We start from the raw sequence: 21,264 nt of genomic DNA on the forward strand, positions 1-21,264 counted from the left end.
CATTTACTATCGCCGTTCACCGCGGAGCTCTTCGCGCCGGGTTCTTTGACTGGCGGTTAACCAATCTCATCCAAAGTGCACGACCAGCCAGACCGGAGACGTGGAAGTGTCCTTCCAACTGACCGTCTTGAAAGTGCTGGCCGGCCAGTCCGCCGGGCGAGCCTCCGTTGCCGATTTGCGGCACGCCGTTGCAATCCTCATGAATGGCGGCAGGGACTGGACCGATCGCATGAAACGATTGGCCGAGCATGCGCCGGCCCTGAACATCTTCTCCGCTAAGTTTGTGGTGCGCGATGATGCGGGGTGGAAATAACCGAGGAGGGGCGGCTATTCCTTGGCGCGCTCGAAACAGCGGTCGCAGTTCGAAAGTTGCCGCTTCGGATCAGTGGACGAACCGTCAACGACTGAGCCCGCCGTGCTGGGGGCGACGGAGGCGGCGAGACTGTCGAAGCCTCCTCGAAACCGTCGTCAACGAACGCGGCGTCGTCGTGGCAAAGGGCGATCAAATCGCCGGACAGCGTGAAGCGCGAATTTACTCGCGCGGCGCGATTGCAGGTCTCGACGGTTGCGCCGCCGTCACCTCGCGCCCGGCACGCGTCTAGTGACCCATGAACGCAAGCATGCGAAGAACTTGGTGATCGATGGCCCTTCAACGACGGTGCATTGCAGCTGTAACGGTGACGCTCAACGAGATCGAATGCTCGATCGCGATGCAGAGCGAGGGCTTTCAGAATCTCATCCTGAGATCAAACGTGCCGAGCGATGAAGATCAGGCAAAAGCTCCGTCACGCTGGTATATAGAGCCGCAGGAGGCGAAGGCGTTGGGTCTGATCGAGACAGATCCTGTAATCCTGTCGAAAGCGACTGCGACGATAATAGTCATCGCCCCGATGGTCAGGCGACGATACTTTGAGCCCGGGGAGGGCGCACGATGTCGGACGTCAAGGATGGCTTATATTCGATCCGGATCATCATGGAGGACGGATCGAACGCGCATGCTAGCGGCGTCATAGTTCTTATCGACGGCCGCATCATGGGCGGCGACAGCAATTTCTATTACTCTGGGACTTACAAGTTTAAGGACGGAAAATGGCGCGGTGAATTGACAACGGGCCAACATGCGGACGCGGTGGGGGTCAATTTTCTGTTCGGTGGTCGCGAAGTGACATGCGGCTTTACAGGAACCTACGGCGATGGTTCGGCAACGGTCCACGGAACGGCGCTTGTGGGGAAGGTGAGCGTGCCATTTCGAGCAATTCTCGATCTCAAAGCTGCGCTTGGCTGAACGTCTTCCTAGTTGCCGAACGATGATACCGAGGCGTCTTCCTTTCGTCTCGGCGGGGGCGAGTCTCGTAACTTGGGCAGAAGCGCCAGATTAAGGTCAAGGCGGCGTTATGCCGGCCCATGACTGATCCTGGTGGTTTTCACAGATCCAACTCGTATCATCGCAGCGCTGCATCGCTGGGGTTCGCGGGGGCCTCCCGCACGCCACGAAAGAACGGATGCCGCACCTTCCCCCTCGGCTGATTTCGGGCGGTACTCGATCTCGGCGAGCAGCTTCCCCTCGACCAGATTAGAAGTTATCCGTTGAGACGACATGGTAGCAGATCGCTAGGGCGCGGCACGAGCATCCAGATCATCGCCGGCATAGCCCGTTTGCGTTATACCGATTGTGCCAGGCAAGCCTGATCAAAACGGGCTACGTGGGACACAGTGGCCCACGGCGGATAAGGTGCGCCGTGTGAGAGGAACCATGGCACGTGCGTGGGGCAAAGGTAGTAGCGCGCCGCAGCATTTGCGATTTCTTCTGGATGAAGTTCTGGAAAGCGGTAGCGTGAAAGAGCGGAGGCTACCGCCGCGGCCTCCGAAGCCCCGGCAGCCCCAGCTCACCCCCTGAGCTGGGGCCCACCGGATCGGACAATCCGCAGGCTGTGATCATGTTCGAGTTCGATCGCATGGCTGGCGTCGAATACAGCCCAATTGGCTTAGCGGTGGCGTCTCTCATCATCGGTGTGGGCGCTTTGCTGTTCGGATGAACTGATCAGCGCAAGCAACGAGCAGCTCCAGCACGAAGATTGCGGTGAGCTTTCCCTGCGTGTGTATACTCACGTTTTGTCCCGCCTACTGGACATGCTCGGAAACCCTCGCGGCAGCCGCGGAGATTCATCGTCAGGCTTTGGCCTGTTGCACTTTGGGCAAGGAGCGCCGGCGCAGCCGCAACTGCAGGCGTGATTGCCAGTCCAGGGCTGATCCGGGTGGTTCTCGCAAACCCAGCCGGTGTCGTCACATAGGATGCATGCCGGCCCACTCAGAGGTCTTCTCGCACGCCGCGGAAAGAAAGGATGCCGCACCTTGCCCTCGGCTGATTTCGCGCGGTACTCAATCTCGGCAAGGATCTTCGGCTCGACCCAGATTCCCTTGTGCCTGATGCGCTTGGTGTAGGGCTGCGTCTTGCGGATCAGCGGGGGCGCTTGCGCAAATCAGCGGCCGAGGCTTTGTCAAAACCATGATCGACCTTGCCGGCGTAGATCAGCGCGTCGCCCTCGCGCCGGCTCGGCTAGAACATTCCAATCTCAACGCGAAAACTGCGACCTCGATCAGGAAGGCCGCGCTCAGGGTTGCGACGGTCAGAACCACGTCGCCCGCCGAAAGACCCGTCATGTTTGCGTCGCGGTGCGAAGCCCATGGGGAAATTCCCCTATGTTAAAAAAGTTCAGTTCCAGGGATCGAAGTAAGCCGATCGGCGTTGCTGCCGTGGCGGCAGGGCAAAGGCAATAAATGCCTCGCGCAATCATTGGTGCCGCCATGGTCAAACTACGCCGGGCCCCCGACCCGCTTGCTCTCGATCATCACCATTCCCGTGCGATCTGCGACGAGATCGGCGATCGGCTTCGGCAGCATCTCGCGCAAGTAGCCGCTCCCGTGCCGACGAATCTACGAAACTTGTTAGGGACATAGAAAGGTCAAGAAGGAGACCAGCTTCAGACCTGAGCGCTTACGACTACTTCCTGCGGGCGCAGCCTCTTATCCGGCAATTCGATCCACAGTCCTATACACAGGCGGAAAAATTGCTCCGCCTGGCCGCTAGCCTTGACGCGCAATATTCCAGTGCTCTTGCGCTCTTGGCTGATTGTATTGGCCGACAGTGCATCATGGGCGCGCAGCCATATAAGGAGCGAGTGCTTGAGGCTGAGCGGATCGCTCGGCAGGCGGTCCAAGCCGATCCCGAAGATGGTACGGCGCTAGCGATCGCTTCTTGGGTTTATACAATCCTAGTCGGAAAGCACGATTTATCCCGAGAATACGCCAAACGTGCTTTACGCCTTCAGCCAAATTCAGCTTTTGTCTGCGTCAATAGTGGTTTTGGTTATTTTTATCGCGGCGAACTAGACGCTGCCCGCGAAAACTTCGAAAGAGCGCTGCGCATCAACCCGCTTGATCCGCGCAATTATTTCTTGATCCAAGGTCTAGGTATCGTTCTGTTCTTTGAGAGAAAGTTTTCGGAAGCTTTGTCGCTATTCGATCGCTCGATCGAACTTGCACCATCTGCGAGAGTGACGTGGCGTTATAAGGCGGCAACTCTTGCGCATCTCGGCAGAAGTGAGGACGCTTTGAAGGCGGTCGCTGTCCTCCGATCACTCACGCCAATGCAGACGCTTAAAGAAGTAACCGAAAGAACCATGATTTCTCAAGCGTGGATGCGAGAACTCTATTTCGGTGGACTGGAGAAGGCGGGATACGAATAGCGAACGCCGCTTCATTCTTGGTTTGGACGCATACCGCTTGGGGTTAGCAAGAGCTACGTCACAACATCGGCAACACTGGCCTTTGCGTCTTTCTTCATTGGTCTGCGGCTTAGCTAATCGTCTAACAACCTCAGAATTGTTCGGCGTATTGCCCTGCTGATTTTGCTCATGTCCGCCACCGCCGCTAATGCTCAAATCGTCCGTAAAGAACTGAAGCGGTCTGACGTGGCTGGGACTAACATGGAAGCCATCGAGGTCTGCCTTGAAGTCCCGCCGGGTGAAAGTCTCCCGCTTCGTACACACTACGGCGAGGAGATCGTGTACGTCATTCAGGGCGCGACCCTGATCCTGCCAGATGGCTCGCAGCGCGAACTACCCTACAGGCGCCGGAGTTATCAACCAGCGCGGCGTGCCGCACGCGGGATTCAAGATTGGTGGTGATAAGACGCTGAAGCTGATCAACGTCTTCGTGGTCGATAAGGGCAAGCCGAAATCGTTCAGTAAGAAAACGCCGGTGGGCTTGGGCAGGTTGCCAAAGGCCGCCTCAGTTGGCGGCGTCTTCCTGTGGTGGCCCGTTGCTGGTATCCGGTGCCAGCGCCAAGACGTCTGAGTCCGAGAGTACAGCAGACGCCCGGTCCGGAGGCACTGATGTCGCAGTTTGACCTGAAGCCGACGTTCGAATTGATCCACGTTCATGTGGCGCAGGTAGGTCGACAGGTTAGAAGCAACTCGCTGTTGCGATTGCCGCCTTACACGCGAGCAACAAGGTGCTAAGCTTCCTTATCCTGCCGGGAAGTTATCCGAGGCGGAAGCGGAGGGCGCCGTGTCCGAGCAAGCGGTTCAGAGGCGACTGGCAGCCATCTTCGCTGCTGACGTGGTGGGTTACTCCGCGCTGATGCAACGCGCCGAGGAAGCCACGTATGCTGAGTTTGAGCGCCTCGTTCGAGAATTGATCAAGCCTAGCCTCTCCCGTCACAACGGGCGGCTCATCAAGACAACGGGTGATGGCGCGATCGCCGAGTTCGCAAGTCCGTCGGCTGCGGTGCAATGTGCGATGGAGATACAGGAGAGCATCTCATCGGGTGCAAGCTCTCTTGAGCTGCGGATTGGGATCAATCTCGGCGAGGTTATTGTCGGAGCCGACGGTGATCTATTCGGCGACGGGATCAACATCGCCGTCCGGCTGGAAGGGCTCGCCGATCCCGGCGGTATTCTCATCTCCGAAAAGGTGTACCTCGAAGTCGAGACCAAGCTGGACGTTGGCTTCGAAGATCGAGGCGAGCAACAGCTCAAGAATATCTCCAAGCCGGTGCGCACCTTTGCTGTTCGCGCGGGGGCACATGGTGCACTGATCGACCGACTAACTGTTATTGGCCCGGCACGCCCAGAGAAGCCCTCTATCGCGGTGCTGCCATTCGAAAATATGAGCGGCGATGTCGAACAGGAATACTTCGCGGACGGGATGGTCGAGGAGATCATTACAGCGCTGTCGCGGTTCAAGTTCCTCTTTGTAATTGCGCGCAATTCGAGCTTCACATTCAAAGGCCGAGCGTTCGATATCAAGGAGGTCGGGCGCAGGCTTGGCGTGCGCTACGTTCTGGAGGGATCGGTGCGCAAGGCAGCAGGAAAAGTTCGCATTACCGGCCAGCTGATCGATGCGGTGACCGGTGCGCATATTTGGGCGGACAGGTTCGAGCGTGATCTGACGGACATATTCGCGCTACAGGACGAGCTCACGGTCGCAGTCGTGTCAGCCATCCAGCCGAAGCTGCTTGAAACAGAGATCGCACTTGCCGTACGGCGACGATCAGAGAACCTGACCGCATACGATCTTTTTCTCCGAGGTATGCACCAGTTCTACCTAGCGACCCGCGAAGGGCATGCCGAAGCGATCAGGTTGGCCCATCGCGCTCTGGAACTGGACCCTCGATACGCCGTCGCTGCTGGTTTGGCGGGCATCTGCCACATGCTAAACGTTCTCTTTGGTTACGCTAGCGATCCCCAATTCGAGCGCACAGAAGCGATTCGTCTTTCTCGATTGGCATTGGACAGCGAAGGTGCCGATCCGGAAATCCTAGCGTTCGCTGCGATGGTCTCAGCTTTCATGGTCGGCGATATCGAAGGTGAGATTGAAATGGCAGACCGGGCGGTCGAGCTCAACGCGAATTCACGTGCCGCATGGCTCGCCAGAGCCTGGGTCTATGAAGCCGCGGGGCGGCCAGAGGATGCTGTTTATGGCTTTGAACGTGCCTTGCGTATGAGCCCGGTAGATCCAATGCTGCACCAAACGCTTGTTGGTATGGGGTTCGCTCTTATCGAGCTTGGCCGCTTCGAGGAGGCGATCGCCGCAGCAAGGAAAGCTCTTCGTTGGAACAGTTCGTATTCGGTAGCTTACCGTTGTCTGGCGTCCGCTTGTGCCCACATCGACCGCGATGCTGAGGCGCGTGAGGCTGTGGCTTGTCTGCTTGAGCTCGACCGTACCTTCACACTGTCGGCGCTAATTGCCCGGGGCGGAGTATCCAAGTTGAAGCTCTATATTGAGGGACTGCGCAAGGCGGGGGTACCCGAATGAGCGCATGCTCGTGCAGACGTCGTTACGAATGACGGCTTCTGGGCCCGTGGCTGATCTCAGCGCAGGGCGCGGCGATGTCTGCTTCGGAGAGGTAAGCCGACTAACGGCCTGCTGGTGGCGGGGGCAGCCTTTGACCCGTAGCGGACCAAATCGCGCGCCCAGCATTGGGATGGCGGTTGCTCCGGGCCGACACACGCCGAGCGTGTACTATCGCCTCGCCTGTGCTAAGAGTTCATACGTAGCGGGACAATCTCGACTTTCACGTGCGCCCTGCAAGTGAGCTTCCAGTCAATGATCAAGCGCGGTCTGTCGGTATTTGAACCACCAAAGGACCTGGTCGACGCCACTGGGGTGACGCCCAAGCTGGATGAAGATGAGCGCGTTATCTGGATTGGCACGCCAGGATGGTTCAGTACTTTCTTCTGCTCAACGACAGTTCCCACGTGGGGAGCTTTTTGCCTGGCGCTGTTCGCGTATCATGGAATCTATGCGCTAACACCCGAGCAACAGGCGATTGAAGGGCTCGTAAGAGGACGATGGATAGTTGTATGCGTGATAGCCGTATTTGCTTTCATACCTCAGTTATTCGCGCTGCGGATTGGCGGGGCCTTTGCGTATATTCTCACGACAGAACGAATGATTGTGAAAATCGATCGGGCAAGAATGTTCGTTAGATGGCTTAGGTACTTCAAGAGCGTCGCCGATGCGGATGGCTTTGCTACATACGGCTTGAGGTACCTCAACGGCGCTCGCGTCTATGCCGGCCTGTGGAGCTACGGAACTGTGAGCGTCCGCCATATCGTCGGCTCGTTTGGCGAACTCAGATACGACACATATAAATCTGAGCCGGTTTTTCGTGACGGCAGATACGTGAAAGTATTCCGGCACAGGTTGCCTCACTTCCGTCTGGCCGAGACACCTTGCAACGTGTACTTCGGTATCAAGGATGTGGGCAGGCTAGGTGATCTTCTTAATGATCAATGCGCGGCCGATATTGAGCGCATAGCTTCCCGACGAGGCTGATGCGAAAACTGGAGCCCATCAAAATGGGCTAATTCGACGGACCGCGCTAATTTTGCAGGCACGTCCGAAAGTGGCCCGTTTGCGACATGCCGATAGGCGCAGACCAAGTCTGCTCATTGGACAAGATCGGAAGTCTCGGTTCTCGGTGTCATAACAACGCGATTGACCCAAAGCCGACGTTAACTACCGGTAAAGGTGGCGTGCTGGAAGCAATGCGTTGATCACTCGAGGATTAGGCCGGAGGCGGCGCCAATTGCCCCTCGCACCTATGCCATCGCAGCCTCCAGTACGCTCGAAGCCGAACTGGTCGAGACGACCCGCGTTAGTCTGAAACCGCTCTTGCTCAACAGTGCCCCGTATTCAACCTCGGTTCGCTCCTGACCTCCCATACTGACGAGCATTGTTATATCAAGGATTTTCCCCGGATGCGGAGTATCGCCGAGCGGCAGCACCATTTCAACAAGGAGCAGCCGACCGTCCGCTTTCATCGCCTTGCGAACATTACCAAGGATGGTCATACACTGATCCTCGTTCCAGTCGTGGATGATGTGCGAAAGAATGTAAGCGTCGGCCCCAGCTGGAACGTTTTCAAAGAAGTCGCCTGACTCAATCGTCACCCTGTCGCTCACGCGTTTGGCCTTCAGCAAATTCGGTGCATCCGTCACAACGTGCGGCCGATCAAACAAGATGCCGTGCGGCCGAGCATGATGGGAGAGGACCGCCGCCAACATGTTTCCAGTCGCACCGCCGACGTCGACAACGGTATCGAAAACGGAAGATCATAAGCCGCGGCAACAGCTGCAGGCTCCTGACTATTTAGACCGACCATCATCTCGCTGAATAGCGATGCTTCCTCGGGATGATGTGCAAGGTAGTCAAAAAACGTGGTGCCCTGTGCCTTTTCAAAGCCTGGACGGCCCGTCTCAATGGAATAGAGGATATGATCCCAACCACTGTGGCGACGGATTGCCAGAAAAAATCACAGATGCTCTTGCTGAGCCGAGCGCGCCGGTCTTCAGAGCATCGCCCAATGCTGTTAAAGCAAAACGTTGCTCCGTGCTCTCGGTAAGAATACCCAGGCTCGCCAAGGCACGCATTAGCCTGTGCAATGAAGGCGCATGCACCTGCAGAAGTCCGGCAAGTTGTACAGCGCTTTTCGGTCCGGCGGCTAGTTGATCTGCCAACCCCAACTTGGCCGCTGCATAAACCGTCCTCGCGACGACGTGGGCACGCCCCATCTGAATTAATTGAATGTGCGGCGGAAGTTCGTCGGGCTTGATGTCTGCCATAACCGCTTCCCTAAAAATGAGCAGCATACAAGACAATAGAGGAGCAGGCCACTTTCCGCTTTTGGCCCATGGCTGACGTGTCCGCCGGGTGCGCCGGACACCCGCTTTTGGACCCTTTGCAGACGTTATGGAAGCTTGATCTCCGCTCGCTCCCGGTATTTCCTTGAGGTCAAGCTTTTCCAAATCGAGCAATGCCGACAGGCCAACAGTGAATATGCGCAAGCAAAGATGGGACGTAACGAAGGCTGCCGCCCTTTACATGCTCAAGAATGGCCTTGCGAGTTACAAGGAGATCGCAGAGCTTTCCGGTTGCTCGCGGCAGATCGTACGGATTTGGGGTGCCAAAGTCGATGCGCCGCAGGCCCGAATGCAGTATCTCCAACGCGCCTGGGCTCGCGCTAAGCGGCCGCGTAGCTGAGAAACGCACACATGGGAGCGAACAATGCCAGCTTATATGATCGCCCTAAACAGAAGCGTAAGTGATCGAGCGAGACTGGAAGCGTATTGGAAGGCGGCCCCGCCGACTTTCGAAGGGCGCGGTGCCAAGTTTCTCTCTGTCTATGCACCGCTCACCCCGTTGGAATTGATGTCTTCGCTCGAAGGCGTCGTCCTGATTGAATTTCCTGATGTGGCGGCGGCTAAGGCTTGGTACGACAGCCCGGAGTATCAGAAAGCAAGACAGCATAGGAAAGGTGCGGCGGACACTGAGTTCTTTATCATCGATGGCGGGTTAGTGCCGCGCGAAGACCGTCTGCCGCATATTAAAGGCCATCACTAGCTGATGTCCCTTCTGGCCCGAAGCAGACATGGGATAGAGCGTCGGCTTATTGGCAACGTCAGCTGTTGGCCCTGGCTGTGCGAAGCGGAGCTGAGGTAGCATGGCAATGATCTTTGGACGCAGGAGGATGCTGATGCGCCCGCACTCCTTTCCCCAGGCCCGACCTAATGACGGGGCTAGCGCAAGACGAAGGCGGTCAGTAGATCGGCTTTTCCCTTCAGGACAAGAGTGGTCCGATCAGCCTGCGGCTTCTCCCCGGAAAGCGCGCCGTAAACCGTCTCCGAAATTAAAATCTCGTTAGCTCTAGCCGCACTCTGCAAGCGCGCGGCCGTATTCACCACATCCCCGATAGCAGTAAAATTCTTGGACTCTCCAGTGGCCAGCGAGCCGACTTGCGCCTTGCCCAGGTGCATTCCGGCACCTACCGGCAAAGACTGTGCATCCTGGCGCACCGCATCGACCAGCCGTCTCGTCGCTGCGAGCATGATGTCCGCCGTTCGCTTGCCAAGCGAGGGCATATCCACGAGGTAGATGGCCATCACTTGGTCCCCGATGAAGTCAACGAAGGCGTCATCGGAGGTCAGCACTCGATTAGCACTCGTATAGAAGCGGCTCACTAGCTCGGCCGCGTCGCTCGAGCTATGGGTCTCGGACCACGAGGTGAACCCACGCAGGTCCGCGAAAAGAATTCCAACTTCCTGCTCGTGAGTTGTCGTCGGCATAGCCTCAAAGCAGCTTCGGCAGTAATTTGGGTTCGCCGCCGACGGTCTAATGCCAAACACTTTACCTGCGCCGCCGAACGGCACCATGCAGAACCTGCATCGCGGGTCTGAGGGCAGCAGCCTCAGCATTCGCCGATGCCTGCCGACAAATCCAGTCTTGCAAAGCGGCAAGATCAGCGGGTCCTCTTGCGTCGAAAGCCGCCGCACGACCCAGGCATCAAAGTTGCAAATCAGCGAGACCAGTCCCAGGAGGAGCACGACGAGTAGGAGGAGGCCGATCCAGATAGAGACGTACACTGCCACAAGGAGTGCAAGCAGCACCGCGATGATTTCGAGGCAGTCCACCCCGATCTCGAAGTATCTCGCCTTTGTCATGGGCGCCACCAACTGAGCCGATCGACAGCCGCCGCTAGGTCGCGATTCCGCCAGTAACTTCTAAAAAACAAGATACCGGACCCGCATTCCGAGTTCCGTGACCTTACGTCAGTCTCAGAGCTACTCAAATCGAAATCGGCCCTGGGATGCAGGGTCGCCTTGCGGCCGAGTAGGTCCAATGGTTGGATACTCTCTCAAACAGGATCGAAATGCAGACCTTCCGGTTGGCTAGTAGAGGAGCTCATCATTTTGGTCGATGCGCGCCTGGATGGTCTCAACGGCATCAGTCGAACTGGCGTGATCCTTAATTGCTTGTGCGTAGGTTGGCAGGCCATCGATAGGGCCCCAGCGCTCGGATTCCCACAGACCCGACCGGATCACGGACTTGCCACAGTGGAAGAAGGCTTCGCGAACCCGCACGACGATTGCAAATGCCGGAGCCTTTTCGTTAACTGCCAACTCATCCAGCAGGTCAGGATCTTGCACGATCAACGCTGTCCCGTTGACACGAACGAATTCACGCCGCCGCGGCACCATGAAGATGATCCCGACGCTGGGGTTCTCGATCACATTGAGGAGCGTATCGGCCCGGTGATTTCCGGGGCGATCGGGTATCGCCAGCGTATGCGGGTCGACAACCTTTACAAACCCCGGCAAGTCGCCCTTGGGCGACACGTCCATTGCCCCCGCAGCGTTGATACTGGAAATGACAATGAACGGTGCTCGCGCAATCCAGGACCTGCAATGGCCGTCGATATGGTCAATGACTTTTCTTGCTTGGTTGCCTAACGGCGCTCCAAGAATGGCGCGCACTTCAGCGGCATTCGTAATCTGCATCTTAGGTTGATACATCACAGCCTCCGAAATTCCAGCATGATCTGGTCGGAAACAATGCCTGTCCTTTGAGATTAGCTTACCCTCTTCTCAGAGAGAAGCGTTATCTTATCGGCGCCAGCCGCCGAACAGCCTCGATGCGGCCTACGTTTCGTTCCGAGATCACGCTATTGGTGATCAATCCAGCGGTCGGAGGCGCGTGAATTCCGGCCAGGCAAGGAGTCACGCGACGCTCCGCGAAGCCGGGCTCCCGGCAAAAGAAAACCCCGCAAAATGTTGCGCTCCGGTCAGCTGCTCTTTGTCTGCTAGTGGCCCATCGCGACGAATTCTGCCCGACGCCTAGATGTCGGCCGTGAGGGGTAAACCGGACGCCACTTTGTCCGAGCCGAACCGACGCGATTGACCCCAGAACGGACGTGTTTCTCTCGACCCAAGGTCGCTTTTGCGGTTTACTCCACCAGGTCGAGATCGAATTTCGAGGTAACCATGGGCGGACTCGAATTCACGGAAGAGGCTGCGCGACGGCTCGAAAGCCTCTACTTGACAAGAGATGTGGTCGCGCAACGGGCAGAGACCATTCGACGGCTCGCTCTTTTGGATGGCGAACGAGTACTTGATATAGGCTGTGGACCCGGCTTTTTATCCGAAAGCATCGCTGCGGCTGTCGGCGGCGATGGTGCCGTGGTCGGCATCGATATTTCGAGTGACTTGATCGAGTTGTGTAAGCGACGCAATCCACCGCAATGGCTGTCATTCATGGTGGGAGACGCAACTCAACTTGCGCAGCCCGATGCTTCATTTGATGTAGTTGTGTGCACGCAGGTCGCCGAGTACGTTTCCGACGTCGACCGCGTTCTTTCCGAAGCGTTCCGCGTTCTGAAGTGTGGCGGCCGAGCAGTATTTGTTGCAACGGACTGGGACGCACTCATATGGCATTCGGATGCGCCGGATCGCATGAGGTCGGTCTTGAAGTGCTGGGAAGCGCATTGTGCGCATCCGCACTTGCCGAGGTCACTGGCTCTTCGCCTGACTGAAGCGGGACTTCGGTTCGATGAACTGGCCGTCTTTCCAATCCTGAACCTGAAATGGGAGGACGAACTGTATAGCAAGGGTCTGGCAGGCCTTATCCGGCAATTTGTGGGGCAGAGAAATGAAATTTCAGCCGAAAGTTTGCAGGAATGGCACGACGAATTTGGCCGGCTGAACGAAGCCCACCGATATTTTTTCAGCAGCAATCGTTATATTTTTCTGGCGTCTAAATTGCGTCGTTGACCACTCTGGTTGCGTCCGGTTCTGGCCCGCCGCTGACCTCACGCGAACCACCGGAGTGTCCGGTATCCGGTGTAGACCGGACCAGCCCTGCAACACGGTTGAAGTCGCAATCGGGTCGTGCCTATATCTTCAAGCTCCCTGTCCCTCAAGCAATACATGATACCTCGCATTGCGTTGCGTTGTTGCCATTCGTACAGCACCCTCAGGCAGTTATCGAAAAGGCCAACGATCCGCCGCATCGGCGTGGTGGTCTTTGCAAAGCCCGGTTACATCAATCGTACCCATAGTGGCCTCCCAACCGAAATGACGATTGCAACTCTAAAGGATAGTGTTACCCCTTGCGGAACGTGTGCGGTCCCGCAACTCGCTTGGCTGATCGCGGGACCGCTATTTGCGAACTAGCCCCAGCGCGGTTGTTCGCCCATATCGATGCCGAGCGCCGTTTTGGCAACAATCTCGTGAGCAAGGAACGTGTTCGCGGGATGGAAGCGCCCGCAGCGAGCATCACGAAACAGCCGTTCCAACTCGTTTCCGCGGAACATGCCGGCACCACCGGATATGTCCATTGCCCAATCGACGATTGTCCAGGCCGTTTCAACAGCGTGATGTTTCGCGGACACGATCTTCGCCGGCCACAACGCGCCATGATCGACGCCGTTGGACCAGTCGTCGGCAATCTGATCGAGATGTGGTGCTATCGTGTCGTTGGCCATCACCATCTGCGCTATTCGATGCTGGATCTCTGGATGATAGGCCATGGTGCGGGTGACGGCGAGCGAGGTCTTGCCTTTCGCCGAGGCCACGGCAAGGTCAATCGCGCGCTGCGCAATGCCGCAATAGACGTTCGCAAAACCCATTAGCGCCCAAGCGAAGATCCCAAGTATGAAGGCATCGGGAACGCCGGCCGGCACGATGCGAGCTACATATCGATCCGGCACGAAGACACCTTCGAGCTTCACATCGTCACTCCGGGTACCCCGCATGCCCAAGGTGTCCCAGGTCTCAACGATCTTGTAGTTCGCGGTATCGCGCGGCATGAAGACATGCACGATTTTGGGGCCACCCTCAGCGTCGGCCCACATCGCATGCGCGCCGTAACGCGTGAATACCGGCGCCAGGCTGCCGAACATCTTGTGGCCGGTGATACGAAATCCGCCCTGGACGCGCTCGGCTTTGCTCGTCGAAAGCAATGCGGGAATGTCGTTGCCGCGCTCGGAATGGCCGGCGTTGAAGACTTCGCCCGCCAAAGCTTCCTTGAGCACCCATTCGAGCGACTTGTCGCCTTGCCGCCAGAGATCGGCGATGAGACCGACCCAATAAATGTGCATGTTGATGCCGAGCGCCGTTGCTGGCGCGTGGTAGGCCAGCCGGCGTTGCTCCCGGCAGCTCTGGGCGAGGGTGAGGCCGCGGCCGCCGAGATCGGCCGGAACGTTCATAGTCAGGTAGCCCGCGGCCTTTAGATCCACGAAGTCTTCGCTGAAGAACCGGTTCTCGCGGTCGTAGATCGCGCACCGCTCGGCAAATCTGGTCAGCAGATCGTTCGACAAGACGTCATCTTGAGTGAGCATGTGGAGCTCCTGGGCGCCGGCCCCTTCCGGCTTGCTGCGATGATGCTCCACGCCGCCCCGGCGGAAAATCGATAGGTCTATGGAGGCGGATGGCAGGGTTTTGGACCCACCGAGCTCAACAGGCCTGTGGAGAGACCTGCTACCATGACCAGAACGAACCGTGATCGCGCGCTTCGGAACCGATCCGCACCCGGTATCGTCAGGGCCGCTCTTTATGCGGAATTTCAGGTGAGACCGAGCCGAGCAGCGTAGGCCGCCGCCTCCGTACGGTTGGCACATCCGGTCTTCGTCAAAATATTATGCACGTGGGTCGCGACCGTGCTCTGCCCGATCGCAAGTGCCAGCGCTATATCTGCGTTGCCCCTTCCAATGGCGATCAGGCGGAGGACGTCGAGCTCTCGTCCTGTAAGGTTGTCTGGCATCGGCCCCTTTGCCGACGCATCATTCAGACGTTGCCGGGTGAGCGCGATCCGCTGGCAAAGGGCGATCAGTCCCAGCCGCTTCGCATGCGATTCCGCGATATCGAGAAACGCCGACGCCCTGGCACGGTCGCCGACGGCGCCGCGTCTTGCCAGCATGTCGGCATAGTCGCGCCTAGTATGCTCCCGGGCTACGATGGCGCCGATCCGATCGTTCATTGCGAGGCCTTGCTCGAAATGCAGGTCTGCGTCTGCCCAACGCTCTTCTAACGTAGCGAGAAGCCCGAGAAAACGATCGCTCGATCCCTGACACTCGAGACCTACACCAATGTTGCGACCCGACCATGGTAGTAGGAGCCTATAGAGGCGGGACGCGCGCGCGCGGTCGTCGAGCGCGCAGCAGACTTCGGCGAGATACGCGACGCATGTTGTCCAACGCGCGTCTACCGGGAGCGACCGGAAGTCATCCGATGCCAACTCGTCGAAGACGGTGCGCGCAGAATGGAGATCGCCAACCTCGACGTAGATCAACGCGAGAGCGGGCCGCCACACTGCGACAGCCGGAGTCTGGCGCAGGAACATCGCAATCACCGGACCGACCGCTCCCAGCTGCCCGCGCTCCCGGCGCAGGGTAAAGATCATCTGCGCAGCCGGATCGTTGACGGGCATATTGTGTGCTCGCATCCCCTGAATGAGGCGTATAGCCTCTTCTGCCTCGTCGAAAGCGCCGCGCATCAGGGCCAGTCTTCCTCTGATCGCATGTTGATACGCATCGAAGAACGGTTGTCGTAGATGGACGTTAACACAGGCCATCTCATCGACGGCAGCCGATGCCCCCTTGATATCGCCGAGCTCGAGCAGCAGGATCGCGCGTCGGAATTGTGCTCGGCTGACGACCTCCAGATCGTTGGCACGCGCGCCGGCATCAGCCATCTCAATCGCGTCGCGAAGATTTTCTTGCGTCTCATGCGGCTGCCAGGGAAACTCAGCCAGTCCTGCGAGGGCCGTCGCCAACGTCGCCGGGTCACCTTGTTGTCGTGCCATCGCAATGGCATGCGACCCGATCGCCCTAGCTTCGTCCAGCCGACCCGCGTGCAACCGAACCCGGGCAAGCGATCCCATCAGACGAATGCGCAAACCCAGCTCGGATGGCGGGAGGAGATCGAGCACTTCCTGCAAAAACTCATCATGACCAGGAGCGGCTTCCGCGACGTAGCGCACGATGACCTCGGCGTAGCACAGGGCAATCTCGGCCAGGACGTCGTAGAGCTTCAGGGACCGCGCGATGTCGGCTGCAGCGAGCAGCGTTTCCGGGGCTCCTTGGTCATGCACCTTGCGCTGCGACTGCGCGAGCGCGAGCAGAAGATGACAGCGACGCTCCGGTTCGTCCGTCTCCTTTGTGTCGAGCATGTCGAGAGCGTTTCGAAACAGGTCGACGGCCTCTTCGGAAGCCAGCGCCGCGTCCGCATTGTGTCCAGCGCGGGTGGCATAGTCGATCGCACGATCGACGGTACTCCCGAGGGCCGCGGCGCGAAAATGATGGGCGAGGTTGCTAAGGACGGGCGTTAAATCGTGGCGATGTACCATTTCGATTGCCTCGCCAACCGCGTTGTGCCGCCGGCGACGCTCGCCCGTCCGTAATTCGTCGTATAGGGTGATCCGCACTAACGTATGAGTGAATTGGTAGAGAGCGGAGCCGATTTCCTCCAGAATGTGAGTGGCAAGCGCTTCGTCGACTGCCTCAAGTATGGCCTCTTCCGTATACGGACGGCTCGCGCGGATTAGAACGTCAAGCCGAAGTTCATGGCCGATCACGGCTGCCGTCGCCAGGACGTCATTGCAGGCCGCCGACAGCAGGTTGAGACGGCGCCCGATCGCCTCGCGGATGCCTTCGGGGAGGCGAATGGTTGCCGGGATCATCGCCGACGAAGCAAGCTTTAAATGCCCCTCCTGTTCGAGGAAGCGCACGACCTCCCGCACGAACAACGGATTTCCTTCGGTTTGGCTGTGTATTGCGCTTGTGAGCCAAGGCGGCAGTGTCATGCCGGCGGCGGTCGCGGCGAACTGGCGGACGTCAGCGATGTCGAGACCGGACAAATGCAGGCGAAGCGCTTGCGGCACGCGAATCAGCGCCCCCAGGGTGTCCGACAATTGGTGCCTACGCGATACGTCAGTGTCCCGGTAAGTGCCGATCACCAGCAACCGGTTATCGGCGATTTCCTGTGTCAGAAATTCGAGTAACCGAAGGGTTGGAGCGTCCGCCCAATGCAGATCGTCAAGAATAAGGACAAGAGGGCGGCGTTGCGAAAAATTGAGAAGAAAACGAACGATTGAGCCAAACAGTCGGAATCGCGACTCCGAAGGATCGCTCAATGCCGCCGCCGGATCGAGATCCGGCAGTCGAGCCCTGATATCTGGGACGATTTCCGCGATATCGGGGCCGCCCGAACCGAGGTCTGTACGCAAATCGCCAGCATCTTGGGATGAAGCAACGGCGCCCAATAGTTGAGCCCACGGCCGATACGGCGGGGCGCCCGCCTCTTCGTGACAGCGGCCCCAAGCGATAACGGCATCGCGCTTGGACGCCATCGCAGCGACTTGCAGTGCGGTACGGGTCTTGCCGATGCCCGGCTCGCCGGCAACAAGGACGAGGCGGCCATGTCCGTCGCAGGCGGTGTTCAATGCCGTGCTTAACGTGTCGAGCTCGCGGTGACGCCCTACAAAAATCTCCCCTCGCACAGCCATTTGAAGCCTCATGCCCGCGAGCGCCACTGGCACCTAAGACCATTATGCGGCAACATGCAGATCATTCAACCCGGCCCGGGTGGCTTCCCGGACGCTGCGTCCATTAATTCCAGAGGAGCGATCATGCCCCTGTTTTTGATCGAGCGGAATTTCGCAGAAGATGTGATCTTTAACGATGCCAGCAATCTGCAGATTAAGCAAATTAACGACGAGATCGGAGTCGAATGGCTATTTTCATTCCTCAGTGCGGATAAACGTAAGACCTATTGTCTCTATGAGGCGCCCAACGAAGAGGCGATCCGCCTAGCGGCGCGTCGCGCTAACGTTCCCTGCGACGCGATCATCCCGGTCGGCACCGTGCCTATTAGCGAATTCAGCGCGGAAAAATATTCAATAATGGCTCAAACAACTCACTAGCAATTCGACGTAGCCGCCCGAGATAGGTCATTCGCTGCGGACCTAAGGCAGCCTCACGGCACCACCATGGCCGCAAGCCTCTGAAAGCAGACAATGGGCGATCGTGCTCCGTGGTCGTCTGGAGCACGTCAAGCGCCCGCCCGTCGAGGGTGCCGCGCTTGAACCTCGGATTTGGCTTCCGGCGCTTCACCGCGATCCGCCCAAGTGTAGCTGGCGTCAACATCTTGATGACGGCCTCGACGTGACGCATCTGCTCGCTCAAGGCGTGGGGCCGATGCCGGTTCTCAAGCATCTGCCGCCTAGCCAAATATGGAGCCGCTCAAGGGTGTTGATGGCCGGTCGGGTGTGAGGGTTTTCGTCTTCTGCCGCGCATTGCCGTATCGCACGAGTCCGGTCGTGGCCCGTTTGCGACTTGCCGGTAGACGCAGACCATGTCCGCTCATTGGGCAAGAGCGGAAGTCGCGGTCGCGGTGTCAGAACGACGCGATTGACCCCAACCGGACATCTATTCGAGGTCGGCAAACCGGCCGTTCCGCAACCAGAGGCGTGAAGTTAGTCAGCATCCTTGACCAACGTGAAGCCGCAAAAATCTGCTAGGCTTAATAATCCGGGCGTTTGGCCCCTGCGGGGAGGCAATGGTGACGAACTCGGAAGTCCCCAGCGACCTACCGGACAAACCGGCATCCGATAATGATCCACTGGACGAGAAGGCATCTGATAACGAGCTACCGGACAAACCGGCATCGCCTCTCAAGGGTCGCGTTCGGGCGCGATTGCAGTTAATCGGCGGGGCACTCGCTCCAATTGCCGCTATCGGCGCGATTGCGGGTGGCCTCGTCGGCTACTGGACTGTGTGGAAGACGCTCCGCACTGACGTGTTTCCGGACAAGCAGCAGACGCAGAGGGAGGCTATGGCCCGGCCCGACATTGCTCCGCGCTTGTCACTAGTCGTGCTGCCATTCGCAAACCTCAACAACGATCCGGAGCAGGACTATTTCGCCGATGGCATTACGACCGATCTGACGACGGACCTTGCGCAAATGCCCGGCGCGTTCGTTATCGGACGCGGAACGGCCTTTACATACAAGAACAAGCAGATCGACTTCAGGACGCTCGGCAAAGACCTTGGTATCCACTGGGCGGTCCAGGGCGCGGTGCGGCGCAACGGGGATCACGTACGGGTCAACGTATCACTTACCGATGTCGCGAACAATCGGGACGTCTGGTCCGATCGTTTCGACGGCGATCGCACGAACCTCGCCGCTTTGCAGGACCAGATCACAGCGCGGCTCGCCCGCTCGTTGAACATTGAACTGATCCAGGCCGAAAGCCGCCGCAGCGAAGTGGACCGGTCGACGAATCCAGACGCCATCGACTTCACGATGCGCGGCTGGGCAAAGCTCTATGAGCCGCAATCGAAGATCCAGAATGCTCACGCACAGGACTTGTTCGATCGTGCGCTACGCCTCGATCTAGACAACGTAGAGGCCATGATTGGCAAAGCGCGGTGTTTAGCGGCTGCTGTGAACAACCGATGGTCTGCGTTCATTGTTGAAGACAGAAAGCAAGCAATCGACCTCATCGACAGAGTTCTGTCCAAAAGCCCGGCAAGCGCGAGTGCTCATACGACCAAGGGAACCATCCTTCTATTTGGACGTCCTGAGGAAGCATTGACTGAATATGATGCGGCGCTCGAAATTGATCCAAATAATCCAGCTGTCTACGCCGCCAAAGCAATTGCACTCGTCATCTCCGGGCGTGCGCGCGAGGCCTTCTCGCCGGTCCAGTTGGCTCTCCGTCTCAGTCCCCGAGATCCTTTTGCTTTCCAGTGGCACTTTTGGCTCTGCCATGCACACTTGCACCTGCACCAATATGGAGAGGCCATCGAGGAATGCGGGCGCTCGGTCAATCTGAACTCGAACTTATACGCCTATGTAGATCTGACATCGGCTTATGGAGCCACGGGGCAATCCGAACAGGCACAGCGGAGCTTGACCGAATTGAACAAGCTCCGGCCAGACTTTACGATCCATTGGTATCGTGATCTCGCTTACTCAATGTCAACCAACCCGCAGTTTCGTCGGGAGATCGATGACATGCTCGATGGGCTGAGAAAGGGGGGCGTCCGGGAGCAATAAGGTGGAGACCATTCGCTTGCTGGCGCTGACGGCCTCCTCCATCTTGATGTCGCCTATTGGCCCTTCAGCGACGAAGCGTCCCACCTCGTTGAGGTCCGCTCAGTGAGGCATGGCGGACCAGATTTGCCCGGGCGCGCCCAGCACAAAACCGGCGATCCCAAAAGTCACAAATCCTGACAGCAACCCGACTAGGCTTCCGTAAAGCGGCTACGGGCTGTGGGGGCCGAATGCCACCAACATCCCGTACGGTGGAAACAAAGCGTCGAAGATCGCACACCCCACGTATGCAATCGCCAGAGTGGTCGCGAGCGAACAGGCATAAACCTTCCATAAGCCCGTCTTCATGGCACGTTCGTCTGTCGACTTTGAAGTTAAAGATTATTCCGCATTCGCCGTTGCGTGATTGATCTCAATCAAGCAGCGCCTGCTGGTTCTGTGATCCACAAATACTATGCGATGCTTTCTGGGTTCAAAGCTCGGGGTTGCTGCGATGTTCGCGCTAGCGGCTCGGTGCGTATTTGCTCTGGAATCATACCGGCCATCTGTTGTCAGCGGCCCCGTATCTGCTGCTTCTTGTCTGCCCCTTAATGCACCTGTTCGGACATCGGCGCGGTCACAGACATGACCAACACAGTGATCAAAGCGCGCAGGAGAAAAACCATGCGGAGCATTGGCCCTGAGCAGACTTCGCCCCATTGATCTAGATCAAACTTCTGGTAGTCGGCCGGACTGATTAGCAATCCAGTGACAAAAATCCTACCCACGCTGCTGCGCGGGTTGGCCACGGAGGTAAAAATGCGGCGATCAATCGCGTTTTCGGCGTCGCTAATAATTGTGTTCTTAGCTGGAAGCACTGGAACGGGGAGTGCCGTAGTTTACTGCCAGCACGCTGGTTATCCTGCTAGTTGCGTCGAAAGACCCGGGGTCGTAGTCACACGAAGCTATGAGCTTCGCAGAATTGAGTCCGCAATTGATCCTCGCCCGACCGGCCTTATTAGGCAGGACTTGTTCGATCGGAATAACCCGAACAATCTGCGATCGGATTGGCCCAGCCCACCTGCTCAACCCGGCCAGTGAGCAGACCGATTGTCTCCGAACCTTTTGTCTGAGTTTTGCCCTTTGCAGACGTGCCTTGATCCTCCACAGATGTCCGGTTTCGCCAACACACCGGACATCCGCCTTTGCGAAACTCTCCATTTTGTGGATATGAATGATTTCCTATGGGCCGGTCGAAGCCCCTTTTTCTGCAAGGATTCACCGCCCCCTGGGACTGACCCGACCCCTCTGAGTGAACGGTGAAGGGTAGTGATCACTGATCTTGTTCACTCTCTACACGCATGTGGAGGGGATAATGGGAGAGTGAAGG

The 21,264-nt window shown here is 57.9% G+C and carries 16 protein-coding genes and 2 pseudogenes; 11 read left to right on the forward strand and 7 right to left on the reverse strand.

Going from position 1 to position 21,264, the window contains the following annotated elements:
• Positions 1-106 precede the first annotated feature (106 nt).
• Positions 107-313 carry a hypothetical protein gene (locus tag ACVIW0_RS10920; protein WP_461352330.1) on the forward strand — a complete coding sequence of 69 codons (207 nt, stop codon included), beginning with the start codon at positions 107-109 and terminating at the stop codon, positions 311-313.
• A 618-nt stretch (positions 314-931) separates the two neighbouring features.
• Positions 932-1,285 carry a GrlR family regulatory protein gene (locus ACVIW0_RS10925; protein ID WP_461352331.1) on the forward strand — a complete coding sequence of 118 codons (354 nt, stop codon included), beginning with the start codon at positions 932-934 and terminating at the stop codon, positions 1,283-1,285.
• 1,023 nt (positions 1,286-2,308) lie between these two features.
• Here ACVIW0_RS10925 and ACVIW0_RS10930 read toward each other — a convergent pair.
• A pseudogene (locus ACVIW0_RS10930) lies at positions 2,309-2,551 on the reverse strand (ATP dependent DNA ligase); the annotation flags it as partial.
• Between the two features lie 517 nt (positions 2,552-3,068).
• On the opposite strand from ACVIW0_RS10930, the gene ACVIW0_RS10935 reads away from it, so the two are divergent.
• From ACVIW0_RS10935 to ACVIW0_RS10950, 4 genes are all read left to right on the forward strand, one after another.
• Complete coding sequence (locus tag ACVIW0_RS10935; RefSeq protein WP_461352332.1) at positions 3,069-3,746, forward strand: tetratricopeptide repeat protein; 678 nt, start codon at positions 3,069-3,071, stop codon at positions 3,744-3,746.
• 355 nt (positions 3,747-4,101) lie between these two features.
• Positions 4,102-4,356, forward strand: a complete 255-nt coding sequence (locus tag ACVIW0_RS10940) for a hypothetical protein (RefSeq protein ID WP_461352333.1) — start codon at positions 4,102-4,104, stop codon at positions 4,354-4,356.
• A gap of 213 nt (positions 4,357-4,569) precedes the next feature.
• Positions 4,570-6,318 (forward strand): adenylate/guanylate cyclase domain-containing protein, encoded by a 1,749-nt coding sequence (locus ACVIW0_RS10945; protein ID WP_461352334.1) that lies wholly within the window; start codon positions 4,570-4,572, stop codon positions 6,316-6,318.
• A 291-nt stretch (positions 6,319-6,609) separates the two neighbouring features.
• Positions 6,610-7,341 carry a hypothetical protein gene (locus tag ACVIW0_RS10950; RefSeq protein ID WP_461352335.1) on the forward strand — a complete coding sequence of 244 codons (732 nt, stop codon included), beginning with the start codon at positions 6,610-6,612 and terminating at the stop codon, positions 7,339-7,341.
• Between the two features lie 266 nt (positions 7,342-7,607).
• On the opposite strand, the pseudogene ACVIW0_RS10955 reads toward ACVIW0_RS10950, so the two are convergent.
• Together ACVIW0_RS10955 and ACVIW0_RS10960 are read right to left on the reverse strand one after the other, a co-directional pair.
• Positions 7,608-8,102, reverse strand: a pseudogene (locus ACVIW0_RS10955) (methyltransferase); the annotation flags it as partial.
• Between the two features lie 162 nt (positions 8,103-8,264).
• Positions 8,265-8,630 carry a methyltransferase family protein gene (locus ACVIW0_RS10960; RefSeq protein ID WP_461352336.1) on the reverse strand — a complete coding sequence of 122 codons (366 nt, stop codon included), beginning with the start codon at positions 8,628-8,630 and terminating at the stop codon, positions 8,265-8,267.
• Between the two features lie 442 nt (positions 8,631-9,072).
• Here ACVIW0_RS10960 and ACVIW0_RS10965 point away from each other — a divergent pair, with 442 nt between their 5' ends.
• Positions 9,073-9,408 carry a DUF1330 domain-containing protein gene (locus tag ACVIW0_RS10965; protein ID WP_461352337.1) on the forward strand — a complete coding sequence of 112 codons (336 nt, stop codon included), beginning with the start codon at positions 9,073-9,075 and terminating at the stop codon, positions 9,406-9,408.
• A gap of 176 nt (positions 9,409-9,584) precedes the next feature.
• Here the strand turns inward: ACVIW0_RS10965 and ACVIW0_RS10970 are convergent, their stop codons facing one another.
• Both ACVIW0_RS10970 and ACVIW0_RS10975 read right to left on the reverse strand, forming a co-directional pair.
• Positions 9,585-10,505 carry an adenylate/guanylate cyclase domain-containing protein gene (locus ACVIW0_RS10970; RefSeq protein ID WP_461352338.1) on the reverse strand — a complete coding sequence of 307 codons (921 nt, stop codon included), beginning with the start codon at positions 10,503-10,505 and terminating at the stop codon, positions 9,585-9,587.
• 228 nt (positions 10,506-10,733) lie between these two features.
• Entirely contained in the window at positions 10,734-11,357 is a 624-nt protein-coding gene (locus tag ACVIW0_RS10975) for an MSMEG_1061 family FMN-dependent PPOX-type flavoprotein (RefSeq protein ID WP_461352339.1), read from the reverse strand.
• A gap of 468 nt (positions 11,358-11,825) precedes the next feature.
• Between ACVIW0_RS10975 and ACVIW0_RS10980 the strand changes: the two genes are divergently transcribed.
• Positions 11,826-12,611, forward strand: coding sequence for a methyltransferase domain-containing protein (locus ACVIW0_RS10980; RefSeq protein WP_461352340.1), 786 nt, complete (start codon positions 11,826-11,828; stop codon positions 12,609-12,611).
• A gap of 398 nt (positions 12,612-13,009) precedes the next feature.
• Here the strand turns inward: ACVIW0_RS10980 and ACVIW0_RS10985 are convergent, their stop codons facing one another.
• Both ACVIW0_RS10985 and ACVIW0_RS10990 read right to left on the reverse strand, forming a co-directional pair.
• Complete coding sequence (locus ACVIW0_RS10985; protein WP_461352341.1) at positions 13,010-14,179, reverse strand: acyl-CoA dehydrogenase family protein; 1,170 nt, start codon at positions 14,177-14,179, stop codon at positions 13,010-13,012.
• A gap of 224 nt (positions 14,180-14,403) precedes the next feature.
• Positions 14,404-17,343, reverse strand: a complete 2,940-nt coding sequence (locus ACVIW0_RS10990; protein WP_461352342.1) for a helix-turn-helix transcriptional regulator — start codon at positions 17,341-17,343, stop codon at positions 14,404-14,406.
• Between the two features lie 54 nt (positions 17,344-17,397).
• Here ACVIW0_RS10990 and ACVIW0_RS10995 point away from each other — a divergent pair, with 54 nt between their 5' ends.
• From ACVIW0_RS10995 to ACVIW0_RS11005, 3 genes are all read left to right on the forward strand, one after another.
• Positions 17,398-17,760 carry a DUF4242 domain-containing protein gene (locus ACVIW0_RS10995; protein WP_461352343.1) on the forward strand — a complete coding sequence of 121 codons (363 nt, stop codon included), beginning with the start codon at positions 17,398-17,400 and terminating at the stop codon, positions 17,758-17,760.
• Positions 17,761-18,395: 635 nt separating this feature from the next.
• A complete protein-coding gene (locus ACVIW0_RS11000) occupies positions 18,396-19,898 on the forward strand; it encodes a tetratricopeptide repeat protein (protein WP_461352344.1) in 1,503 nt (500 codons plus the stop codon).
• A 518-nt stretch (positions 19,899-20,416) separates the two neighbouring features.
• Positions 20,417-20,578 (forward strand): DUF2933 domain-containing protein, encoded by a 162-nt coding sequence (locus ACVIW0_RS11005; protein WP_461352345.1) that lies wholly within the window; start codon positions 20,417-20,419, stop codon positions 20,576-20,578.
• Positions 20,579-21,264: the final 686 nt, after the last annotated feature.

The organism is Bradyrhizobium sp. USDA 4454 (assembly GCF_054822705.1).

Excerpts from the sequence above, each read along its gene's own strand:
- ACVIW0_RS10925 (WP_461352331.1), top strand. The coding sequence starts at position 932 with ATGTCGGACGTCAAGGATGGCTTATATTCGATCCGGATCATCATGGAG.
- ACVIW0_RS10940 (WP_461352333.1), top strand. The coding sequence starts at position 4,102 with ATGGCTCGCAGCGCGAACTACCCTACAGGCGCCGGAGTTATCAACCAG.
- ACVIW0_RS10950 (WP_461352335.1), top strand. The coding sequence starts at position 6,610 with ATGATCAAGCGCGGTCTGTCGGTATTTGAACCACCAAAGGACCTGGTC.
- ACVIW0_RS10960 (WP_461352336.1), bottom strand. The coding sequence starts at position 8,630 with ATGGCAGACATCAAGCCCGACGAACTTCCGCCGCACATTCAATTAATT.
- ACVIW0_RS10965 (WP_461352337.1), top strand. The coding sequence starts at position 9,073 with ATGCCAGCTTATATGATCGCCCTAAACAGAAGCGTAAGTGATCGAGCG.
- ACVIW0_RS10970 (WP_461352338.1), bottom strand. The coding sequence starts at position 10,505 with ATGACAAAGGCGAGATACTTCGAGATCGGGGTGGACTGCCTCGAAATC.
- ACVIW0_RS10975 (WP_461352339.1), bottom strand. The coding sequence starts at position 11,357 with ATGTATCAACCTAAGATGCAGATTACGAATGCCGCTGAAGTGCGCGCC.
- ACVIW0_RS10980 (WP_461352340.1), top strand. The coding sequence starts at position 11,826 with ATGGGCGGACTCGAATTCACGGAAGAGGCTGCGCGACGGCTCGAAAGC.
- ACVIW0_RS10985 (WP_461352341.1), bottom strand. The coding sequence starts at position 14,179 with ATGCTCACTCAAGATGACGTCTTGTCGAACGATCTGCTGACCAGATTT.
- ACVIW0_RS10990 (WP_461352342.1), bottom strand. The coding sequence starts at position 17,343 with ATGGCTGTGCGAGGGGAGATTTTTGTAGGGCGTCACCGCGAGCTCGAC.
- ACVIW0_RS10995 (WP_461352343.1), top strand. The coding sequence starts at position 17,398 with ATGCAGATCATTCAACCCGGCCCGGGTGGCTTCCCGGACGCTGCGTCC.
- ACVIW0_RS11000 (WP_461352344.1), top strand. The coding sequence starts at position 18,396 with ATGGTGACGAACTCGGAAGTCCCCAGCGACCTACCGGACAAACCGGCA.